Below are 20,003 nucleotides of genomic sequence, written 5' to 3'. Positions count from 1 at the left end.
CATGAACAAGATCATTGCGCTCGTCATTGCCGTTGTCATCGTGCTGTTTGCCGCTTCGTCGATGGTATTCGTTGTCGACCAGCGTCATATGGCAGTGTTGTCCCCGCGTGGCGACGCCGCTCCCACCTTGCTCGGTCCAGGCTTGCACCTGAAGTTGCCGCCGCCGTTGCAAACGGTGACGCTTGTCGATAACCGCATCCAGTCGCTCGACGCGCCGGACGAAGATCGCTACGTCACTTCGGACAAGAACGATCTGCTCGCGAACCCTGTCGTCAAATATCGCGTGACCGATCCGCTGAAGCTGCTGGCCGAAACGAAGGGCGACGTGCAGAGCCTGCCGGACCGCATCGCCCTTGTTGCACGCAGTGCGCTCGGCGACGCGTTCGGCAAGTACACGTTGCCCGACGCATTGGCCAAACAGCAGGCACTCGCCGACGAAGCCCGCGCCGCGATGGCAAAGACTGCGGCGTCGCTGGGCGTGTCGGTCCTGGACGTCCAGTTGACGCGGGTCGATGTTCCGGCCTCCATGGCTGACTCGGTCTACAAGCGGATGATCGCCGAACGCGAGCAGGCCGCGGCCGACGAGCGTGCGAAGGGGACGGCCGAGGCCGACAAGATCCGGGCGGACGCGGTCGCGCAACAGCAGGCGATTCTCGCGGACGGTTACCGTCAGGCGCAAACCATCAAGGGCGAGGGCGACGCAAACGCAGCCGAGATCGCCGCGCAAGCGTACGGCAGCGACCCGGAGTTCTATCAGTTCTACCAAAGCATGCAGGCGTACCGGAAGACCTTCAAGCCAGGCGACGTAATCGTGGTCGATCCGAGCAACGAGTTCTTCCGCTTCATGCGTAGTTCGACCGGCGGCCTCGCCCCGGACGCTTCCGCGGCCCCGCGCAAACACTAATAACCCGGAACGCCGCGGCATTCGCATCGCGGCCCCCTTCTTTAGCATGGATATAGTCGGCTCGTTACTGCTCGCGATCGCGTTGATGCTGATTATCGAGGGGATGTTCCCGTTCGTTTTTCCGAGCGCCTGGCGCGACACGTTCCGTAGAATAGCGGAGCGACCGGCGCATCAGATTCGTGTCGGCGGGCTGATCGTGATGCTGCTCGGGCTGATTCTGCTGTTTTTCGTGACTTGAGCCAGCAGGCCGGTTAGTGCGATGCCGCGTGCGGCGCGGCTTCAGGTGTCAGCAAGGTCGCACATTCGCGTGGCGGCTCGCTGTGGAACCCGCGCTTTCGGTCCCACGCAAGCCGGGCGCATCCGGAAAGCCGCCGAACTCGCCAGGATCGAGCCCTGGCCCGCCAAATACACTCATTTACCGGCGCACTCAGCCGCCGTGTTCAACGTCGTAGGACTGTATCGATGTCGACCTGGTTACTTCCCGAGAACATTGCCGACGTGCTGCCGTCGGAAGCCCGCAAGATCGAAGAGTTGCGGCGCCATCTGCTGGACCGTTTCCGCTCGTACGGCTACGAGATGGTGATGCCGCCGATGCTCGAATACATCGAGTCGCTGCTGACGGGCGGCGGGCACGACCTCAATCTGCGCACGTTCAAGCTCGTCGATCAATTGTCCGGACGCACGCTCGGGCTGCGCGCCGACATCACGCCGCAGGTCGCGCGTATTGACGCGCATCTGCTGAATCGCCAGGGCGTCACGCGTCTTTGTTATGCCGGAAATGTCGCGCACACGCGGCCGCGCGGCTTGCACGCGACGCGCGAGCAGATTCAGATCGGCGCCGAAATCTACGGTCATGCGGGGCTCGAGGCAGATCTGGAAATCCAGCAACTAATGCTCGATGCGCTGCGTCTCGCGGGCCTTGCCAAGGTGCGTCTCGACCTGTGCCACGCGGGTGTGCTTGCCGCATTGATTGAAGCTGAACCGGCGGCGGCCGAGCTTGGACAATCGCTGTACGACGCGCTGGCGGGCAAGGACGTGCCGCGGCTCGTCGAATTGACCGCGAACCTCACGGCCGTGACACGCGATGCGTTGCGCTCGCTGCCCTCGCTTTACGGGGACGCCTCGGTGCTCGAAGAGGCACGCGCCCGCTTGCCGAATGCGCCCGCTATCGCGCGCGCGCTCGACGACCTCGCCTTCCTCGCGAGCCAGGTGGAAGGCGCCGAAGTCATGATCGACCTCGCCGATCTGCGCGGCTACGCGTATCACAGCGGCGTCATGTTTTCGGCCTACGTGGACGGCGTGCCGAATGCCGTCGCGCGCGGCGGCCGTTACGACCATGTCGGGCAGGCTTATGGGCGGGCGCGGGCGGCGACGGGCTTTTCGCTCGATCTGCGCGAAGTGGCGCGCATCTCGCCTGTCGAGGCGCGCAGCAGCGCGATTCTCGCGCCGTGGCAGCACGACGACGCGCTGCGTGTGAGCGTCGCCGCGTTGCGCGATGCCGGCGAAGTGGTGATTCAGGCACTGCCTGGCCACGAGCACGACCTGGATGAATTCGCGTTCGACCGCGTGTTGGTCGAGCGCAACGGCGCATGGACGGTTGAACCGCGTTCCTGAGCGCGCTTCTGAGCGTGTTCCTGCGCCGCTCTGATACGAGCCGCTCGAGGAATATTTCTACTGGCCTGCCAGAGCGCCTCTAACGGCAACGTGCATGAGTCGCCGATCGCGGCGCGGTGAGAAACCGCGCTTCTTCGCAATACCCACCATAACGTGCATACCGTTGAGCGGAAACGGAAAAATTCCGGATGCTTCCGCGAACCTAGGTAGAATACGTTTTTAACCAGCTTACGAAACAACATGTCTGCCAGCGCAGTGAATGTGAACCCCGGGCGTAACGTCGTCGTCGTGGGGACCCAGTGGGGTGATGAAGGCAAGGGCAAGATCGTCGACTGGCTGACGGACCACGCCCACGGCGTCGTTCGCTTCCAGGGCGGTCACAATGCCGGTCACACGCTTATCATCGGCGGCAAGAAAACCATCTTGCGTCTGATTCCGTCGGGCATCATGCATCCCGGCGTTGCGTGCTACATCGGCAATGGCGTCGTGTTGTCGCCGGAAGCGCTGTTCAAGGAAATTGGCGAACTCGAAGCCGCCGGCGTCGACGTTCAGAAACGCCTGTTCATTTCCGAAGCCACCACGCTGATTCTGCCGTACCACATTGCTATCGACCAGGGCCGCGAAGCGCGCCGCGGTGCGAGCAAAATCGGCACCACCGGCCGTGGCATCGGCCCGGCATACGAAGACAAGGTGGCGCGCCGCGGCTTGCGCGTGCAGGACCTCTTCGAGCCGGAGACTTTCGCTGAACGCCTGCGCGAAAATCTGGACTATCACAACTTCGTGCTGACGCAGTACCTGGGCGTCGCCGCTGTCGATTTCCAGCAAACGCTCGACACGATGCTGGGCTATGCCGACCGTCTGAAGCCAATGGTGACCGACGTGTCGCGCCGTTTGTACGACGCGAACGCCGCCGGCAGCAACCTGCTGTTCGAAGGCGCGCAAGGCACGCTGCTCGATATCGACCACGGTACCTATCCGTTCGTCACGTCGAGCAATTGCGTCGCAGGTGCGGCGACTGCTGGTGCGGGCGTTGGTCCGCAGAAGCTGAACTACATTCTCGGCATCACCAAGGCGTACTGCACACGCGTCGGTTCGGGCCCGTTCCCGAGCGAACTGTACGACGCGGACAACGCCGCGCGTCAGGAAGCGATCGGCCTGGAACTCGCCACCGTCGGCAAGGAATTTGGCTCGGTCACTGGCCGTCCGCGCCGCACCGGCTGGCTCGACGTTGCAGCACTGCGCCGCTCGATCCAGATCAATGGCGTGTCGGGCCTGTGCATGACCAAGCTCGACGTGCTCGACGGTCTCGAAGAAGTGAAGCTCTGCGTCGGCTACACAGTGGACGGCAAGAACGTCGATCTGCTGCCGCGCGGCGCGTCGGAAGTCGCGCGCTGCGAGCCGGTGTACGAAACCTTCGCGGGCTGGAAGGAAAGCACCGTCGGCATCAAGGAATGGGACAAGCTGCCGGCGAACGCACGTGCATATCTGTCGCGCGTTCAGGAAGTGGCGGGCATTCCTATCGACATGGTGTCCACGGGTCCGGATCGCGACGAGACCATTCTGCTTCGTCATCCGTTCAAGGCTTAAGCGATGGTGCAAGGTCTCCCCATGATTGCGATGAAAGATCCGCGCAACGACGACAAGAACCTGTGGGTCGGCTGGGACGAATATCACCGGCTGATCGAATTGCTCGCCATGGCGGTGCATGAGTCAGGCTGGAAGTTCGACAAGATCCTGTGCCTCGCGCGTGGCGGTTTGCGCGTGGGCGACCAGCTTTCGCGTATCTATGATCTGCCGCTGGCTATTCTCGCCACCAGTTCGTATCGCGAAGCGGCCGGCACGGAGCAGGGCGAACTGGACATCGCGCAATACATCACGATGACGCGCGGCGAACTGCACGGCAACGTGCTGCTCGTCGACGATCTTGTCGATTCTGGCGTGACGCTCGCACGGGTGCAGCAGCATCTGAAAGAGCGCTATCCGGCGATCACGGCGGTGCGTTCCGCAGTGCTCTGGTACAAAGGCTGCTCGAAAGTGAAGCCCGATTATCACGTGCAGTATCTGCCTACGAATCCGTGGATTCATCAGCCGTTCGAGGAGTGGGACACCGTTCGTCCGCATAACCTCGGCGCGTGGATCAAGCGCGGCGTCGCGCAAGCGCAGGAGTCCTCGGGAAACTGACGAGATGCGCCGCATGTGTCGCGCGCGTTCCTCGCATGTGCCATATGCACCGCGGGCATCGCAACGTTTAGCGGCACTCAGTGCTGCACCGTGCTATGCAACGCATCCAAAGCGGAGCCCGATTGGGCTCCGTTTTTTTATGTGCGCGCGGTCACCGGCGCCTATGCTTCGCAGCCTGCGATGACATCCGCCGCATAGCGATTCGCACAGCAGACGCGCACATACCGCAGTGCTACACTGCGCGGACCATCCACGTGGTGTATCCACAACAAGCCGGGCGGCTTCAGGCAGGCGGTTTAGAATAGCGGTCGTTTTTTCCGCCCTGGGAACGGATTTTCTCGCGTTTATGACAGATAACAATCACGTGCACAAACAGCCACTACCTTCCCTCGCGATCGCCGCGATCGGGGTGGTGTTCGGCGATATCGGCACGAGCCCGTTGTATGCGCTGAAAGAAGCCTTCAGCCCGTCGCATGGCATCCCGCTTACCGATCAATCCATCCTGGGCGTGATTTCGCTGCTGTTCTGGGCCATCGTGATCGTGGTGGGCATCAAGTACGTACTGTTCGTGATGCGCGCGGACAACAACGGTGAGGGTGGCGTGCTCGCGCTCATGGCGCTGGCGCTGCGTTCGCTCGACGAGAAATCGAAAATGGCCGGATTGCTGATGATGCTCGGCATCTTCGGCGCCTGCATGTTTTATGGCGACGCAGTCATTACGCCAGCCATTTCGGTGATTTCCGCAGTCGAGGGGCTGGAGATTGCGGCGCCTCATCTTTCGCATCTGGTATTGCCGCTGACCATAGTGATCCTTGTGCTGCTGTTCTGGATCCAGCGGCACGGCACGGCCACCGTTGGCCGGTTGTTCGGCCCGATCATGCTGGTGTGGTTCGTGGTGCTAGCTGCGCTCGGGCTGTGGCATATCGTGCAATCGCCGAACGTGATCCGCGCACTGAACCCGTACTACGCGTACACCTTCATGGCCGCGCATGTGCTGCAAGCGTATGTCGTGCTTGGTTCGGTGGTGCTGGTGCTGACGGGCGCTGAGGCGCTCTACGCGGACATGGGCCACTTCGGGGCCAAGCCCATCCGCATGGGCTGGTACGTGCTGGTCATGCCGTCGCTGGTGCTGAACTATTTCGGCCAGGGCGCGTTGCTGATGCACGACGCGAAAGCGATCGAGAATCCGTTCTTCCTGCTCGCGCCGCAATGGGCGCTGCTGCCGCTGGTCGTGCTGTCGACGGTCGCGACCGTGATCGCTTCGCAGGCGGTGATTTCCGGCGCGTATTCGCTGACGAGCCAGGCGATCCAGCTCGGCTACGTGCCGCGTATGAAGATCCTGCACACATCGGAACTCGCAATCGGCCAGATCTATGTACCGGTGGTGAACTGGATGCTGCTGTTCATCATTCTGTGCATCGTGATTGCGTTCAAAAGCTCGGACAATCTCGCGGCCGCATACGGCATCGCGGTGACCGCGACCATGGTCATCACGACCATCCTCGCTTGTGTCGTGATGGTGAAGGTGTGGAACTGGAACAAGTTCCTCGTCGGGCTGATCATCGCCGTGTTCATTACGATTGACTTAGGCTTTTTCGGTGCGAATCTGCTGAAGGTGGAAGAGGGTGGCTGGCTACCGCTCGGCATCGGCGCGCTGCTGTTCTTCCTGCTGATGACATGGTTCAAGGGCAGGATGATCGTGAAAGAGCGCACGGCCGCCGACGGTATTCCTTTGATGCCGTTCCTGCAGGGCCTGCTTGCGCACCCGCCGCACCGTGTATCGGGTACGGCGATCTACCTGACGGGCAGCGATTCGCTCGTGCCGGTCAGCCTGCTGCACAATCTGAAGCACAACAAGGTGTTGCATGAGCGCACGATCTTCCTGACCTTCGTCACGCGCGACATTCCGTATGTGAACGACGCCGAGCGAGTGACGGTGAAGAACATCGACGGTGGTCTGTATCTGGTCAAGGCCGCATACGGGTTCAACGAAACACCGGACGTGAAAGCAGTGCTCACCGAAATCGGCCGTACGCACGACATGACCTTCGAGTTGATGGATACGTCGTTTTTCCTCGCGCGCGAAACGGTGGTGCCGACACAATTGCCAGGCATGTCGGTGTGGCGCGAGCGTGTTTTCGCATGGATGCACCAGAACGCCGCCAAGCCGACGGACTTCTTTAGTATTCCGGCTAATCGCGTAGTGGAGTTAGGTACGAAGATCGAGATATGACGGCGCAGGGCGCGCCTTGCCCGTGCGCATCGCGGAATGTCTCTGCAGAAACAAAAAACCCACGCAAATGCGTGGGTTTTTTATTGGGTGACGGGTGGTAAAAGGCGCGTGTTCAGTGGTGCAAAAGCGCTTCGTCCACCGAACACACAGACTTTTACTTTTGCTTCAACTTCGCGAATGCGGCAGCCATTGCGCCGCCTGCTTCCGGTTCGCGTGAGCGCTGTTGCGGCGCGCCGCGTCCATTCCCACCCGAGCGGCCAAAGTTGCCGCGATCCTGCTGCGCACCGCCGCCACTGCGGGCCGCCGCCGCGCCGAACTCGTCGTCGAGGCGCATGGTGAGCGCGATACGCTGACGCTTCACGTCGACTTCGAGCACCTTGACCTTGACGATCTGTCCGGCCTTGACGACCTCGTGCGGGTCCTTGATGAACTTCGTCGACATTGCCGATACGTGCACGAGCCCATCCTGATGTACGCCGATGTCGACGAACGCACCGAAAGCCGCGACGTTCGTGACGACGCCCTCGAGCACCATGCCGGGCGTCAGATCGCTGACTTTTTCGACGCCTTCGCGGAACGTCGCCGTCTTGAACTCTGGGCGCGGATCGCGGCCCGGCTTTTCGAGTTCGAGCAGAATGTCGCGCACGGTCGGCAGGCCGAAACGTTCGTCGACGAATTCGCCCGGTGACAAGCCGCGCAGCGCATCCCGATTGCCGAGCACTTCACCAACGTGCTTGTTGATCTTCGCGAGGATCCGTTCAACGACCGGGTACGCTTCGGGGTGCACCGACGAGCGGTCGAGCGGGTTTTCGCCGTTGTTGATGCGCAGAAAGCCCGCAGCCTGTTCGAACGTCTTGTCACCGAGACGCGGCACCTTGCGCAGATGATCGCGCGACGGGAACGGGCCATTCGCATCGCGATAGTCGACGATGTTCCGAGCCAGCGTGGCGTTCAGCCCCGACACACGCGCGAGCAGGGCGACCGACGCCGTGTTCGCGTCCACGCCCACGGCGTTCACGCAGTCTTCGACGACCGCGTCGAGCGAGCGCGCGAGTTCGCGCTGATTCACGTCGTGCTGATACTGCCCGACGCCGATTGCCTTCGGTTCGATCTTCACGAGTTCGGCGAGCGGGTCTTGCAGACGCCGCGCGATCGACACCGCGCCGCGCAGCGATACGTCCATGTCGGGGAATTCCTTCGCGGCCAGTTCGGAAGCCGAGTACACCGACGCGCCGGCTTCGGACACGACGATTTTCTGCAGCTTGAATTCCGGATGGCGCGCGATGAGTTCGCTCGCGAGCTTGTCCGTTTCCCGCGACGCCGTGCCGTTGCCGATGCTGATCAGTTCGGCCTGCGTCTGCGCGCAGATGCGCGCGAGTTTCGCGATGGAGCCGTCCCAGTCGCGGCGCGGCTCATGCGGATAGATCACGTCGGTGACGAGTACCTTGCCGGTCCGATCGACCACCGCGACCTTCACGCCGGTGCGCATGCCCGGATCGAGGCCGATCACGGCCTTCGGTCCCGCGGGTGCGGCCAGCAGCAGGTCCTTGAGATTGCGTGCGAACACGCGAATCGCTTCGTGCTCGGCTTCGTCGCGCAGGTTGGTCAGCAGTTCGTTTTCAATGTGCGGCTGAACCTTCACGCGCCAGCACCAGCGGCAAACGTCGGAAAGCCACTTGTCGGCCGGACGGTTCTGATTGGCAATACCGAAGTGACGTGCGATCAGCGCTTCGCCCGGATGGGGCACCTGTGCGTCGAGTTCTTCGCCGAGGCCCAGCTTGATCATCAGCACGCCCGCATTGCGGCCGCGGAAAAGCGCGAGCGCACGATGCGACGGCACCGTGCGAATCGTTTCCGCATAGTCGTAATAGTCGCGAAATTTCTCTTCTTCAGCGGTTTCCTTGCCTTCGACCACTTTCGACGACACCACGCCCTGATTGAACAGGTAATCGCGCAGCTTGCCGAGCAGATCAGCGGTTTCGCCAAATTGCTCGGAGAGGATGTCGCGGGCGCCATCGAGTGCGGCCTTCACGTCAGCGACGCCTTTCTCCGCGTCCACGTACGCGGCGGCTTCCGTTTGCGGGTCGAGCAGCGGATTGCCGAGCAGCGCGTCGGCGAGCGGCTGCAGGCCGGCTTCGCGAGCGATCTGCGCGCGAGTGCGGCGCTTCGGCTTGTATGGCAGATACAGGTCTTCGAGCACCTGCTTGCTGTCGGCGCCTTCGATCGCGTTGCGCAGCTCGTCGGTGAGCTTGCCCTGTTCTTCGATGCTCGCGACGATCGCCGCGCGCCGGTCTTCCAGTTCGCGCAGATACAGCAGGCGTTCTTCGAGATTACGCAGCTGCGTGTCGTCGAGATTGTCGGTCACTTCCTTACGGTAGCGGGCGATGAACGGAACAGTCGCTCCTTCGTCGAGGAGTTGCACCGCGGCCGCGACCTGGCGCGGCTGTACGGACAGTTCGGCGGCGATGCGCTGTACGATCTTGAGTGCTACGGTTTCCGTCATAAGCTCTTGGGTTTCCTGCGGACTCGGTCAAGGGCCGTGCGCCGGCGGCGCCTTGCGGCGCCGGGCACGCAGTGCGTGCGCGCTGCGACCAGGTTGCTAGAGCGGGGCATTTTGCCACAAATGCCAAAGGGCTCAACCGCCGGGGGTGATAGAATTTCGGGCATGTTCCGTTGCCCCTCTACGACGTTGCCAATCTCCTTTTCTTTCAACTGCCTGGGCTCGAACCCGGTCTCTCTTACGCCACATTTGCCGCTGTCCGCAGTGCGCTGGCCGTTCAGGTTGCGTGGACGGGTGATGCGTGGCGTCGAAGTGAGCGCGCCGGTTTCGGGCAAAGCGTTCGTGGTGTCGTGCGCGGCGTGCCTGATGGCTGCCGCGCTCGCATTATCGGCGCCTGCTTCGGCGCAATCGGCGGCGCCTGAAAGCGGCGCTATTGCGCCTGCCGTGAAGCCCGCGGGCTCGGCGGATCAAGGCAATGGCGTCAGTGGCGAAGCGGATGGCTCAGTGAATGCCGGAGCTGATAGCACAGCGGGCGGCGACAGCGCGGTGCCGGGAGAGAGCGAGTTCGACGCGCGGCAGAAGGTGCTTAACCAGCGCAGCGACGAGAACAACTACCGCTACGGCGTCGCCGAGCATAATTGCTACAGCACGTTCTTCGTCAATCACTGCTTGAACAGGGCACGCGATCAGATGCGCACGGTACAGGCGCAGATCCGCAAGGAACAGCTCGCGTTGGACGGCGAAGAGCGCGCGCAACGTGCCCGCAAACGTGACGAGCAGGCGGAGCTCAAGCGCGCGCAGGAGGAAGCGGGCGCGCCGCAGCGCGCCGCCGAAGACGCGCGCAACGCCCAGGCTTATGAAGAGAAACAGCGTCAGCATCAGTTGAACGAGGCGCAGCGCAATGCAGAGGCGCCGCAGCGCGCCGCCAACGCGCAGGCCTACGAGGAAAAGCAGCGGCAGCACGCGATCGACCAGGCGAAGCGCGGCATCAGCACGTCGAAGGCCGCGGCCAATCAGCAGGCTTACGATCAGAAGCAGGCCGACTTTCAACGCAAGCTCGACGAAGCTCGTCAGCAGGGCGCGCAAAAGGCTCAGGAACGCGTAGAGAAGCAGCAGAGCTTCGAGAAGAAGCAGGCCGAAGCGGCTCAGCACAAAGCCGACGTCGAAGCGCGCCAGAAGCAGGCAGCCGAAAAAGCGGAGCAGAAACGTCAGGACCAGTTGAAGCAGCAGAAGCAACTCGAAGAGCAGCAGAAGCAGCAACAGTGAGCCGCGCGGCGTAGCGCTCGTGTGGCGGGCGCCTGCGCGGTTGTAGTATCGCAGTAGTGCACGCATGGGTGCAGGCAGTCGTAGCGCGTTTTGAGCCGGACAGCAACCTCAGGCAACGGGCTGAACATGGCGAACATGCAGCCCACGCAACAGTCGAGCGGAGGCGAGCATGCGCGATCAACATCACGTCATCAACGCGGACACACTTCGCGACCGGATTCTGCAACTGGAATCGGAGCACAGTGGGCTCGACCGTTTGATCGGCCGAATGTCGGATGAGCCCGGCATCGACGACTTCGAGTTGCAGCGCCTGAAAAAGCGCAAACTCAAGGTCAAGGACACCATCATCTTGCTGCAATTGCAGCTCGAACCGGACGTACGCGCCTGAGTTCGCGGCCTGGCAGGCGCCGGGCGCGCGCCGCGCGAGCCGGATTTTGCAGGAAACGCTTGCCTTGAATTCACCGCTTGAAACTTCCCGCCGCGCGACGGCCGCCGACGAGGCATCACAAACCTGCACACCCGCGCCGCGTCCCGCTGCGCCCGCGTTGAGCGCTTCGCTCAATCCACGCCGCGCCGCGGAGCTCAACGAGATCTTCGCCGATAACGGTTTATTGGCCAGGCAGATCGACGGCTATCGCTCGCGCGCGTCGCAGATCGAGATGTCGCGCGCCGTCGCGGCCGCGATGGAAGCGTCGGGCCGCGCGATGCCCGAGCCCGCCATGTTCGAGGCGCAAAAGCGTCCGGCGCGGCGCCTGCAAACCGGCGCCGCCGAGACCGCAGCCGAAACGGTAGAAGCCGACGAAGCGCAGGCCTTGGACGGCGGCGAGAACACGCTGATCGTCGAGGCGGGCACCGGTACCGGCAAGACCTATGCGTATCTTGTGCCGGCCATGTTGTGGGGCGGCAAGGTGATCGTGTCGACGGGCACCAAGCACCTGCAGGACCAGCTTTTTCAGCGCGATATTCCGACCGTGCGCGACGCGCTTGCAGTGCCGGTGTCGGTCGCCATGCTCAAGGGCCGCGCGAACTATCTGTGTCACTACTACCTGCAGCGCACGGCGGATAACGGCCGTTTGCCGTCGCGACAGGAAACGTCGTATTTGCAGGACATCGTCCGGTTCGCAAAGATCACGCGCACGGGCGACAAGGCCGAACTCGCGAGCGTGCCGGAAACCGCGGCGGTGTGGTCTATGGTCACGTCCACGCGCGATAACTGCCTCGGTCAGGAATGTCCGCATTACAAGGACTGCTTCGTAATGCAGGCACGCCGCGAAGCGCAGCAAGCCGACATCGTGGTGGTCAACCACCACCTCTTTTTCGCCGACATCATGTTGCGCGATACCGGCATGGCGGAGCTGCTGCCCACGGCCAACACGGTCATCTTCGACGAAGCGCACCAGCTTCCCGAAACCGCCACGCTGTTTTTCGGCGAGACGCTTTCCACCGCGCAGTTTCTGGAACTCGCACGCGATTGCGTCGCCGAGGGTTTGGGTCATGCACGTGACGCGGTCGACTGGGTCAAGCTCGGCTCCGCACTGGAACGCGCCGCGCGTGACGTGCGGCTCGCGTTCAAGGAAGACTCTGTGCGTTTGTCGATCGGTCAGTTGCCGGACGATCATCCGTTGTTTGCTGCCCTCGAAGCGCTCGAAACCGAACTCGACGCGCTGACTTCCGCGCTCGCAACGCAAGCCGAACGCGCGGAGTCGATCGGCGCCTGTCTGCGCCGCGCTCGCGAGTTGCAGGGCGTGCTTGCCGGCTGGACGACGCCGCCTACCGAGCTCGAGCGTCAGGCGGTCGATGCGGCTCAGAGCGGCTCCGCGGAAGGCAGGAGCGAGCGTGCCGATCCCAACGAGAAGGTGCGCTGGATCGAAGTGTTCGCGCATACCGTGCAGTTGCACGAGACGCCGCTCTCGGTCGCGCCGATCTTCGCCAAGCAGCGCGCAGGTGTGCCGCGTGCGTGGATCTTCACGTCGGCCACGTTGTCGGTGCGCGGCGATTTCGCGCACTATGCCGCACAAATGGGACTTAACGCCAAGCGTTCTATGACGTTGCCGAGCCCGTTCGACTATCCGTCGCAAGGGCTTCTGTATGTGCCGCGCAATTTGCCTCAACCGTCGTCGCCCACATTCACCGACGCTGTGTTCGACGCAGCCTTACCCGCGATCGAGGCGTCTGGTGGAGGCGTATTCATGTTGTGTACGACGCTGCGCGCCGTGGACCGAATCTCCGCCAAGCTGCGAGATGTGATCGAAGCGCGCGGCTGGAACTATCCGCTGCTCGTGCAGGGCGATGCAAGCCGCACGGAATTACTCGACCGGTTCCGCGCTTATGGCAACGCGATTCTGGTGGGCAGTCAGAGCTTCTGGGAAGGCGTCGACGTGCGCGGCGACGCGCTGTCGCTCGTCGTCATCGACAAGCTGCCATTTGCGCCGCCTGACGATCCGGTTTTGTCAGCGCGTCTCGATGCGCTGACGAAGAAAGGTCTGAGCCCGTTTGCGGTTCATCAACTGCCGCAGGCTGTTATTACGCTGAAGCAGGGCGCCGGCCGACTGATCCGCGCGGAAACGGACCGTGGCGTCCTGATGATCTGCGACACGCGTCTTGTCGAAAAACCTTATGGACGCCGAATCTGGCAGAGCTTGCCGCCGTTCAAGCGCACACGTGAAATCGAGGTGGTGCGCGAGTTTTTCGAGGAGAGCGGGCAGGCCGCTCAATAGCCGCGCTTCAATAGCTGCGCTTCAAAGCCGAATCTCGTTGCGATAACCGGCTTCGATCGCGCTGATGCCTTAGCTAAATCGGCGCTTGAATGACAAAACGCCACGGACGTGAGCCCGTGGCGTTTTGTTTTACTGCTCGGGAAACCGAGACGATTTCCCGATGCAGTTTTCGCCCTAAGGCGAACCCTACGCGACAGCTTACTGGCTTGCGCCCGAAGCCGGAGCAGCAGCCGAAGCAGCAGCGCCTGCGTCCGAAGCAGCGGTCGTAGCCGAAGCAGCAGCGTCGCTCGCAGCAGCAGCCGCACCCGAAGCAGCAGCAGCCGAATCCGAAGCTGCAGCAGCAGCCGGTGCCGAAGCGGCAGCTGCGTCGCTAGCCGGGGCAGCGGCTTGGTCGTTGCTCTTGTTGCATGCAGCCAGTGCCACAGCTGCCAACAGGGATGCTACGAGGAGGGATTTCTTCATGATCACGTCCTTTTATGGTTAAAGGTAAGCAACAGCGCAAAATAATACCGGTAATGTGCTCCAACACCGACCTGGGCCGCTGGTGGAGACGCTCTTTTGACGAGCAGGAATCTTCCCTACGGCTTGGGCGGAAATTATATGCACTTTCGTACTGACAATCCATAAATCCGGGGTCAATACGTTGTCTTTCTCATACAAAATTTCAATGTACTGTGTATAACAGACACGCGAGGCTAGGCAAGCTCGCCTATCCGTATCCAGCCCGCACAATACCACTCGTGTAGCCGTGCTGTCACCGACGAATCGTGTGAGAGTGTTACAAAGCGTTTCGCACTCAGACACCGGTGATCGGCGAGATCAAATAACCATTTTTTCGCGCCGTCGATCCACATTTTCTCTCCATTTACGAAGAAAAAACGGCGGTTGTACAACATATTCGTCTTGCGGTCGAGTCGCACACCTAAGCGCGACGCCTGGCTAATGAAACGTGCTCCGTTGAGCGGCCTTTGCGGCGGATCGAAGACGACACTCGGCTTGGGTTCGCTGAGGTACGCACCAAGGAACGACGCAATGTCCTGCTCATTCCATTTGATGCCAGCAAGGATTGCGCCAACGCGTTCGACCAGCGCGGCGGGCAGTTCCGCCGGCCGGTCTACGGCGGGCTGCTGCGGGTCGCGGTAAAGCGCTTCCGGCTGCGCCTTTTCTTCGCCGCGCTCGGCCAGATGGTAGAGGAACTGGGCCGTCAGTTCACCGGCTGACGGCGCGCGAAAGCCGATCGAGCACGTCATGCACTCGCCCTCGGCGACGCCGTCGTGCGCAATGTGCGGCGGCAAATACAGCATGTCTCCCGGCTCGAGCACCCACTCCTGTTCCGCTTCGAAGTTCTGTAAAACTTTCAACGGCAGTCCTGCTTGCAGCGTCAGATCTTTCTGCGAACTGATGCGCCAGCGCCGCTTGCCTTTTACTTGCAAAAGAAACACATCGTAGGAATCGAAGTGCGGGCCGACGCCGCCGCCGTCGGTCGCATAAGAAATCATGAGATCGTCCAGACGCGCATCGGGAACGAAGCGGAAGCGGTCCAGCAGGGCTCGCGCGCGATCGTCGTAAAGATCGACGCCCTGCACGAGCAGTGTCCACGCGCGCTGCTTCAGCGACGGCAGTTCGTCCGGCGCGAAGGGTCCATGTTCAAGCTGCCACCTATTGCGAAAGTGCGTGATGAGGCGCGCTTCGACTTCATCCTGGTCCGCCAGTTCGAAGAACTCGTCGCGCGAGAGCGGCGACTCGACATCGGGAATCGCCTGGCGGATCAACAGGGGCTTTTTCTGCCAGTACCGGCGCATGAATTGCGACGGCGTGAGGTTGCCGAGCAACGGCGTGGGTGTGTCGGGCGAAGGCGGAAGAATCGCGGTAGCCGGCTTTTTAGCCGATGACGAATTGCGTGCCGAAGCTGCTTCGGCCGGGTGGTCAGTGGGCCGCTTGGGCATCGTATAATGTGAGTTGTATTCTGGAGAATCGAATGAAAATCGCAAAGAACACCGTCGTGTCGGTCGCCTACAAGCTCTCGGATGCGCAGGGCAATCTGATTGAAGAGAGCGACGAGCCGATGGTCTATCTGCACGGCGGCTATGATGGCACGTTCCCCAAGATCGAGGAAGAGCTCGACGGCCACGAGGCCGGCTTCGAGACCCAGATCCAGCTCGAGCCGCAAGATGCATTCGGTGAGTACGATCCGGACCTCGTGAAGATCGAGCCGCGTAATCGCTTTCCGGAACCGCTCGAGGTCGGCATGCAGTTCGAAGGCACGCCGGAAGAGGGCGACGAAGACCTCGATTCGCTCGTCTATGTCGTGACCGACGTCGCGGAAGACAAAGTCGTGCTCGACGGCAACCATCCGCTAGCCGGCATGGCGCTGCGTTTTGCGTTGACGGTCAAAGACGTGCGTCCCGCGACCGAAGACGAAATCCAGCATGAACACGCGCATGGCGCCGACGGCCTCGAAGTTCTCGACGAAGACGACGAGGCAGACGACGAAGGCGGCAAGTCAGGGCCCACGCTGCACTGAGCTTGCGGGCGTGCCGGGAGTGCCTGAAGAACCCGGCACCCCCGGAGTTCCCGGCATGCGTGGCTGCGCGGACGGGACCGTTTGCGCAGGCGGAACCGACGTAGCGGGTCCGTATCCGCCGCCGCCCTGGTCGGCTGGAATGCGCGGCAACTGGTCGAGTTGCTGAAAGTCCGGTTGCGGCTGGCCGGGCGTCTGGAATAGCGGCGGCAAGTCCGAGGCCGGTCCAAGCGACGGCACGGCCGGCATCGAGGCGGCGGGCTCGTCCCGCAGCAACGGAGGCTGCGCCGTGGGCATCGGCATTTGCCGCGGTACGTCGCGCACTGTCACGCGAAACGGCGGCTTTCTTCCCAAGTCTGCTTCTATCTGAATCCACTGGTTAAGGCGATCATGCGGCGCAAGCGCGACACGCGTGAGGTTCGCCACCAGGTTCCCCTTGTCGTTGCGTAGTGGCTGATCGATCATGAAGCCCGCGCTTGCGCGTTCGTCGTCGGAGTGGATGACGAGCACCGGGCCGGGAAAGATCTGCGCGAGCTTGACGAGGCTGCGCTTGAACTCCAGAAATCCGTCGCGGCGCGGATTGTGCCCGAAGCGTAGCCAGGCGAAACGCTCGGGCCGTTCATAGCGCTCGGGATCGGGATCGCCCTGAATGAACACGACGATCGCGCGCGCGTCGCGTCGCTTCGCAAATTCGCCGGCATGCTCGAGCCAGAATGCATTGGCGATTACCCGGTCCTCGAACTCCCCGTTGCGTCCGCCGGCGGTCAGATAATGATTGTTCGGACTCGGCACATTCAGCCCGACGAACACGGTGTCTCCTGCTTGCCAGCGCACGTTTTCCCGATACGGACGAAAGCGCGACACCTCGCTCTCGCGCGTCAACGCAATCGGGTTCTGACCCATCGAATTCGCGTCGCTAAAGAGCGTCTGGCGAAGCTGGTCGAGCCGTTCGACCGGATCGAAACCGCCTGCCTGCGCGCTCGCGCAATCGATCCAGTCGTGCTGACCCGGAATGAAGAACAGCGCGGGCCGCGACGTTTCCAGCACTGCGTGCCGGCGTTCATACAGCGCATCCCGGCAGGCTTCCTTCGGGCCTTTCAGATTGCCGTCGTACACGATGAACGACAGGCCGCGCTCCCGGCCGATTGCATCGATCAACCGCTGGGTCGGAGCTTCGTCGGCGGGACTTTGCATGGTGTTCGCGATGACCGCGAAACTGTAGCTGGGCGCTGCCGCATGCGCCGCCGATGCGGGCAACAAGACAGCAAAGACAGACGCGCAAGCGGCGACGAACCGCCGGCCGCGCGCTCGCGTGAAGGCCATGGCCAATGCCGCGCCGAGTCGGCGCAGACGTTGCGCAAGACAGCGGCGTGCGTCAGTGATCGGCATCCGGCGCTGCGGCCAGCTCGTGCAGTTCATACAGCAGATCGAGCGCTTCTCGTGGCCGCAGATCGTTCGGATCGATGTCGCGGAGACGCTCAACGAGCGCTGTCATTGCGGGCGATCGCGAAGGCGCTTCACTGCCAGCACGTTCGTCGTCCGCATCTTCGAGCAACATTGGGGGCGGTGCGGCGAACAGGTCGAGTTGCGGAGTGGGCTGGGCCGCCGACTGCTGTTCCAGGTGCGCGAGATGCTTGCGCGCCGCGCGAACCACCGCGTTCGGCACGCCGGCGAGCTGCGCGACCTGCAAGCCGTAGCTCTGGTTCGCCGGACCTTCGTTGACGGCGTGCAGGAACACGATGCCGTGTCCATGCTCGACCGCCGACAGGTGCACGTTGGCCGCTTGCGGAAATTCGGCGGGCAACTGCGTCAGCTCGAAATAATGTGTCGCGAAAAGCGTGTGGCAGCTGTTGTGCGAAAGCAGATGCCGCGCGATCGCCCATGCGAGCGCGAGACCGTCGAAGGTAGACGTGCCGCGGCCGATCTCATCCATCAACACGAGGCTTTGCGGCGTCGCGTCGTTCAGGATCGCGGCGGCTTCAGTCATTTCCACCATGAAGGTCGAACGTCCGCCGGCGAGATCGTCCGCGGCGCCGATGCGCGTGAAAATGCGGTCGATTGGGCCGAACGCGGCGCGCCGCGCGGGCACGTAGCTGCCCACGTACGCAAGCAGCGCGATCAGCGCCGTCTGCCGCATGAAGGTCGATTTACCGCCCATGTTGGGGCCGGTGATCAGCAGCAGCTTGCGCTCCGGCGTAAGCGTGCAGTCGTTCGCGATGAATTGCTCGACCTGCGCTTCGACAACCGGGTGACGGCCCTGTTCGATTTCGATGCCTGCGTTCGGCGAGAAGCTCGGCGCAACCCAGTCGAGGGCGCGGGCACGTTCGGCAAAGGCGGTCAGCAGGTCGAGCTCCGCGAGTGCCGAGGCAACGCGCTGGCAATCCGGAATGAACGGCAGCAGCGTCTGCAACAGCGCGTCGTAAAGCGAACGCTCGCGGGCGAGCGCCCGTTCCTGCGCGGACAGCGCCTTGTCTTCGAACGTTTTCAGTTCCGGCGTGATGTAGCGCTCGGCGTTCTTTAGCGTCTGACGGCGGCGATAGTCGTCCGGCACCTTGTCGGTCTGGCCGCGCGTGACCTCGATGTAAAAGCCGTGCACTTTGTTGTACTCGACGCGCAGATTGCCGATGCCAGTGCGCGCGCGTTCACGCGTTTCAAGATCGATCAGAAACTGCCCGCAGTTCTCCGAAATATCCCTGAGCTCGTCGAGCTCCGCATCGTATCCCCGCGCAATGACACCGCCGTCCCGCACCATGGCGGCCGGCTCCTGTGCAATAGCGCGCGTGAGCAACTCGACGCAAGCTTGCGGCGGTTCGAGCGACACGTCGATGCGGGCGAGCGAATCCGCATTCGATGAAACAGCCGCCACCTTCGCGCGAAGCTCGGGCAGCGCGGCGAAGGTATCGCGCAAGCTCGACAGATCGCGGGGCCGCGCGGAAAGCAGCGCAAGACGGCCGGTGATTCGCTCGATGTCGGAGATATGTCGCAGTGCGCTGCGCAGCGAGTCGACGTCCGCACCCGCGGGCGCCTCGAGCAACGCGCCGATAGCCTGCTGACGCGACTGCGCGACGAGCGGGTCGCGCGGCGGATGATGCAGCCAGTGCCGCAGCAAGCGGCTGCCCATGGTCGTGCAGCACGTGTCGAGCAATGAGCACAGCGTGGGCGACTCGGTGCCGCGCAGCGTCTGCGTAATTTCCAGGTTGCGCCGCGTGGCAGGGTCGAGGCCGATATATTCGGATTCGTATTCGACCTTCAGGCTGCGCACGTGCCGCAGTTGCTGACCTTGCGTGGCCGCCGCGTACAGCAGCAACGCGCCGGCCGCGCCGCATGCGCAAGTGAGTGAATGCGCGCCAAAACCGTCGAGGCCCGCTACTTCGAGTTGATCGCACAGACGTTGCGTGCCTGAGGCGACATCGAAATGCCACGCCGGCACGCGAGTCAGTGCGCGCGCGCCGGTGGGCGGTGTCCAGCTCGCGGAATCCGCAGCGGTGTCGGCAACCAGAATTTCCGCAGGGCCGATCCGTTCGAGCGCCGCGGCTACCTGATCAGGTGCGACTTCCGCGAGCCGCAACGCGCCGCTCGCGAGATTCAGCCACGCGAGGCCGACGCCCGTCGCGACGCCGCGACGGTTGTGGGCGACGCACATGGCGAGCAGAAGGACATCGCTTTTGTCCGACAGCAGCGCGGCGTCCGTTAGCGTACCCGGCGTGACGACGCGCACCACCTTGCGCTCGACTGGACCTTTAGACGTGGCCGGGTCGCCGATCTGCTCACAAATAGCGACGGATTCGCCGAGCTTTACCAGCTTCGCCAGATACTGTTCGACCGCGTGATGCGGCACGCCCGCCATCTTGATCGGATTGCCCGCCGACGCGCCGCGCTGCGTGAGCGTGAGATCGAGCAGACGTGCGGCTTTTTCCGCGTCTTCGAAAAAGAGTTCGTAGAAGTCGCCCATCCGGTAGAACACCAGCGTGCCCGGATGCTCCGCCTTGATGCGCAGGTACTGCTGCATCATTGGCGTGTGTTGTGCGACGTCGCTGGCCGCTGCGGTTTGAGTGCCCATCCTCGGT

The 20,003-nt window shown here is 62.7% G+C and carries 15 protein-coding genes; 10 read left to right on the top strand and 5 right to left on the bottom strand.

Annotated features, from left to right (window positions below; translation table 11 throughout):
* The first annotated feature begins 1 nt into the window (after position 1).
* From hflC to BCA01S_RS01390, 6 genes are all read left to right on the top strand, one after another.
* A complete protein-coding gene (gene hflC / locus BCA01S_RS01420) occupies positions 2-904 on the top strand; it encodes a protease modulator HflC (RefSeq protein WP_027775395.1) in 903 nt (300 codons plus the stop codon).
* Between the two features lie 46 nt (positions 905-950).
* Positions 951-1,142, top strand: coding sequence for a DUF2065 domain-containing protein (locus BCA01S_RS01415; protein ID WP_020065549.1), 192 nt, complete (start codon positions 951-953; stop codon positions 1,140-1,142).
* Positions 1,143-1,366: 224 nt separating this feature from the next.
* A complete protein-coding gene (locus BCA01S_RS01410) occupies positions 1,367-2,518 on the top strand; it encodes an ATP phosphoribosyltransferase regulatory subunit (RefSeq protein WP_020065550.1) in 1,152 nt (383 codons plus the stop codon).
* A gap of 240 nt (positions 2,519-2,758) precedes the next feature.
* Positions 2,759-4,105: an adenylosuccinate synthase gene (locus BCA01S_RS01405; RefSeq protein WP_020065551.1), complete on the top strand. Its 1,347-nt coding sequence runs from the start codon at positions 2,759-2,761 to the stop codon at positions 4,103-4,105.
* A 3-nt stretch (positions 4,106-4,108) separates the two neighbouring features.
* Positions 4,109-4,699, top strand: a complete 591-nt coding sequence (locus BCA01S_RS01400; protein ID WP_020065552.1) for a phosphoribosyltransferase — start codon at positions 4,109-4,111, stop codon at positions 4,697-4,699.
* 346 nt (positions 4,700-5,045) lie between these two features.
* Entirely contained in the window at positions 5,046-6,932 is a 1,887-nt protein-coding gene (locus BCA01S_RS01390) for a potassium transporter Kup (RefSeq protein WP_027775393.1), read from the top strand.
* A gap of 154 nt (positions 6,933-7,086) precedes the next feature.
* On the opposite strand, the gene BCA01S_RS01385 is transcribed toward BCA01S_RS01390, so the two are convergent.
* Entirely contained in the window at positions 7,087-9,435 is a 2,349-nt protein-coding gene (locus tag BCA01S_RS01385) for a Tex family protein (protein WP_027775392.1), read from the bottom strand.
* A 294-nt stretch (positions 9,436-9,729) separates the two neighbouring features.
* Between BCA01S_RS01385 and BCA01S_RS01380 the strand changes: the two genes are divergently transcribed.
* The 3 genes from BCA01S_RS01380 (at position 9,730) to yoaA (ending at position 13,415) form a co-directional block, all read left to right on the top strand.
* Positions 9,730-10,698, top strand: coding sequence for a lipoprotein (locus BCA01S_RS01380; protein WP_042317762.1), 969 nt, complete (start codon positions 9,730-9,732; stop codon positions 10,696-10,698).
* A gap of 169 nt (positions 10,699-10,867) precedes the next feature.
* Entirely contained in the window at positions 10,868-11,086 is a 219-nt protein-coding gene (locus BCA01S_RS01375) for a DUF465 domain-containing protein (RefSeq protein ID WP_020065556.1), read from the top strand.
* A gap of 64 nt (positions 11,087-11,150) precedes the next feature.
* Positions 11,151-13,415 carry a DNA repair helicase YoaA gene (yoaA, locus tag BCA01S_RS01370; RefSeq protein ID WP_027775390.1) on the top strand — a complete coding sequence of 755 codons (2,265 nt, stop codon included), beginning with the start codon at positions 11,151-11,153 and terminating at the stop codon, positions 13,413-13,415.
* Positions 13,416-13,613: 198 nt separating this feature from the next.
* On the opposite strand, the gene BCA01S_RS38390 is transcribed toward yoaA, so the two are convergent.
* Both BCA01S_RS38390 and BCA01S_RS01365 read right to left on the bottom strand, forming a co-directional pair.
* On the bottom strand, positions 13,614-13,877 hold the full coding sequence (locus BCA01S_RS38390) for a hypothetical protein (RefSeq protein ID WP_084166713.1): 264 nt from the start codon (positions 13,875-13,877) through the stop codon (positions 13,614-13,616).
* A 233-nt stretch (positions 13,878-14,110) separates the two neighbouring features.
* Positions 14,111-15,361 (bottom strand): cupin domain-containing protein, encoded by a 1,251-nt coding sequence (locus BCA01S_RS01365; protein ID WP_027775389.1) that lies wholly within the window; start codon positions 15,359-15,361, stop codon positions 14,111-14,113.
* A gap of 32 nt (positions 15,362-15,393) precedes the next feature.
* On the opposite strand from BCA01S_RS01365, the gene BCA01S_RS01360 reads away from it, so the two are divergent.
* Positions 15,394-15,939 carry an FKBP-type peptidyl-prolyl cis-trans isomerase gene (locus BCA01S_RS01360; RefSeq protein ID WP_020065559.1) on the top strand — a complete coding sequence of 182 codons (546 nt, stop codon included), beginning with the start codon at positions 15,394-15,396 and terminating at the stop codon, positions 15,937-15,939.
* On the opposite strand, the gene BCA01S_RS01355 is transcribed toward BCA01S_RS01360, so the two are convergent.
* Together BCA01S_RS01355 and mutS are read right to left on the bottom strand one after the other, a co-directional pair.
* Positions 15,919-17,325, bottom strand: a complete 1,407-nt coding sequence (locus BCA01S_RS01355) for a hypothetical protein (protein WP_027775388.1) — start codon at positions 17,323-17,325, stop codon at positions 15,919-15,921. The genes BCA01S_RS01360 and BCA01S_RS01355 overlap by 21 nt on opposite strands.
* Positions 17,312-19,996 carry a DNA mismatch repair protein MutS gene (gene mutS, locus BCA01S_RS01350; RefSeq protein WP_027775387.1) on the bottom strand — a complete coding sequence of 895 codons (2,685 nt, stop codon included), beginning with the start codon at positions 19,994-19,996 and terminating at the stop codon, positions 17,312-17,314. Before mutS ends, BCA01S_RS01355 begins: the two co-directional genes overlap by 14 nt.
* Positions 19,997-20,003: the final 7 nt, after the last annotated feature.

Source organism: Paraburkholderia caledonica NBRC 102488 (assembly GCF_000685095.1).
In the GTDB taxonomy this organism is placed as follows: Bacteria; Pseudomonadota; Gammaproteobacteria; order Burkholderiales; family Burkholderiaceae; genus Paraburkholderia; species Paraburkholderia caledonica.
Note: the sequence above shows the minus strand (reverse complement) of the source record. Positions and strands in the feature narration are given on the sequence as shown.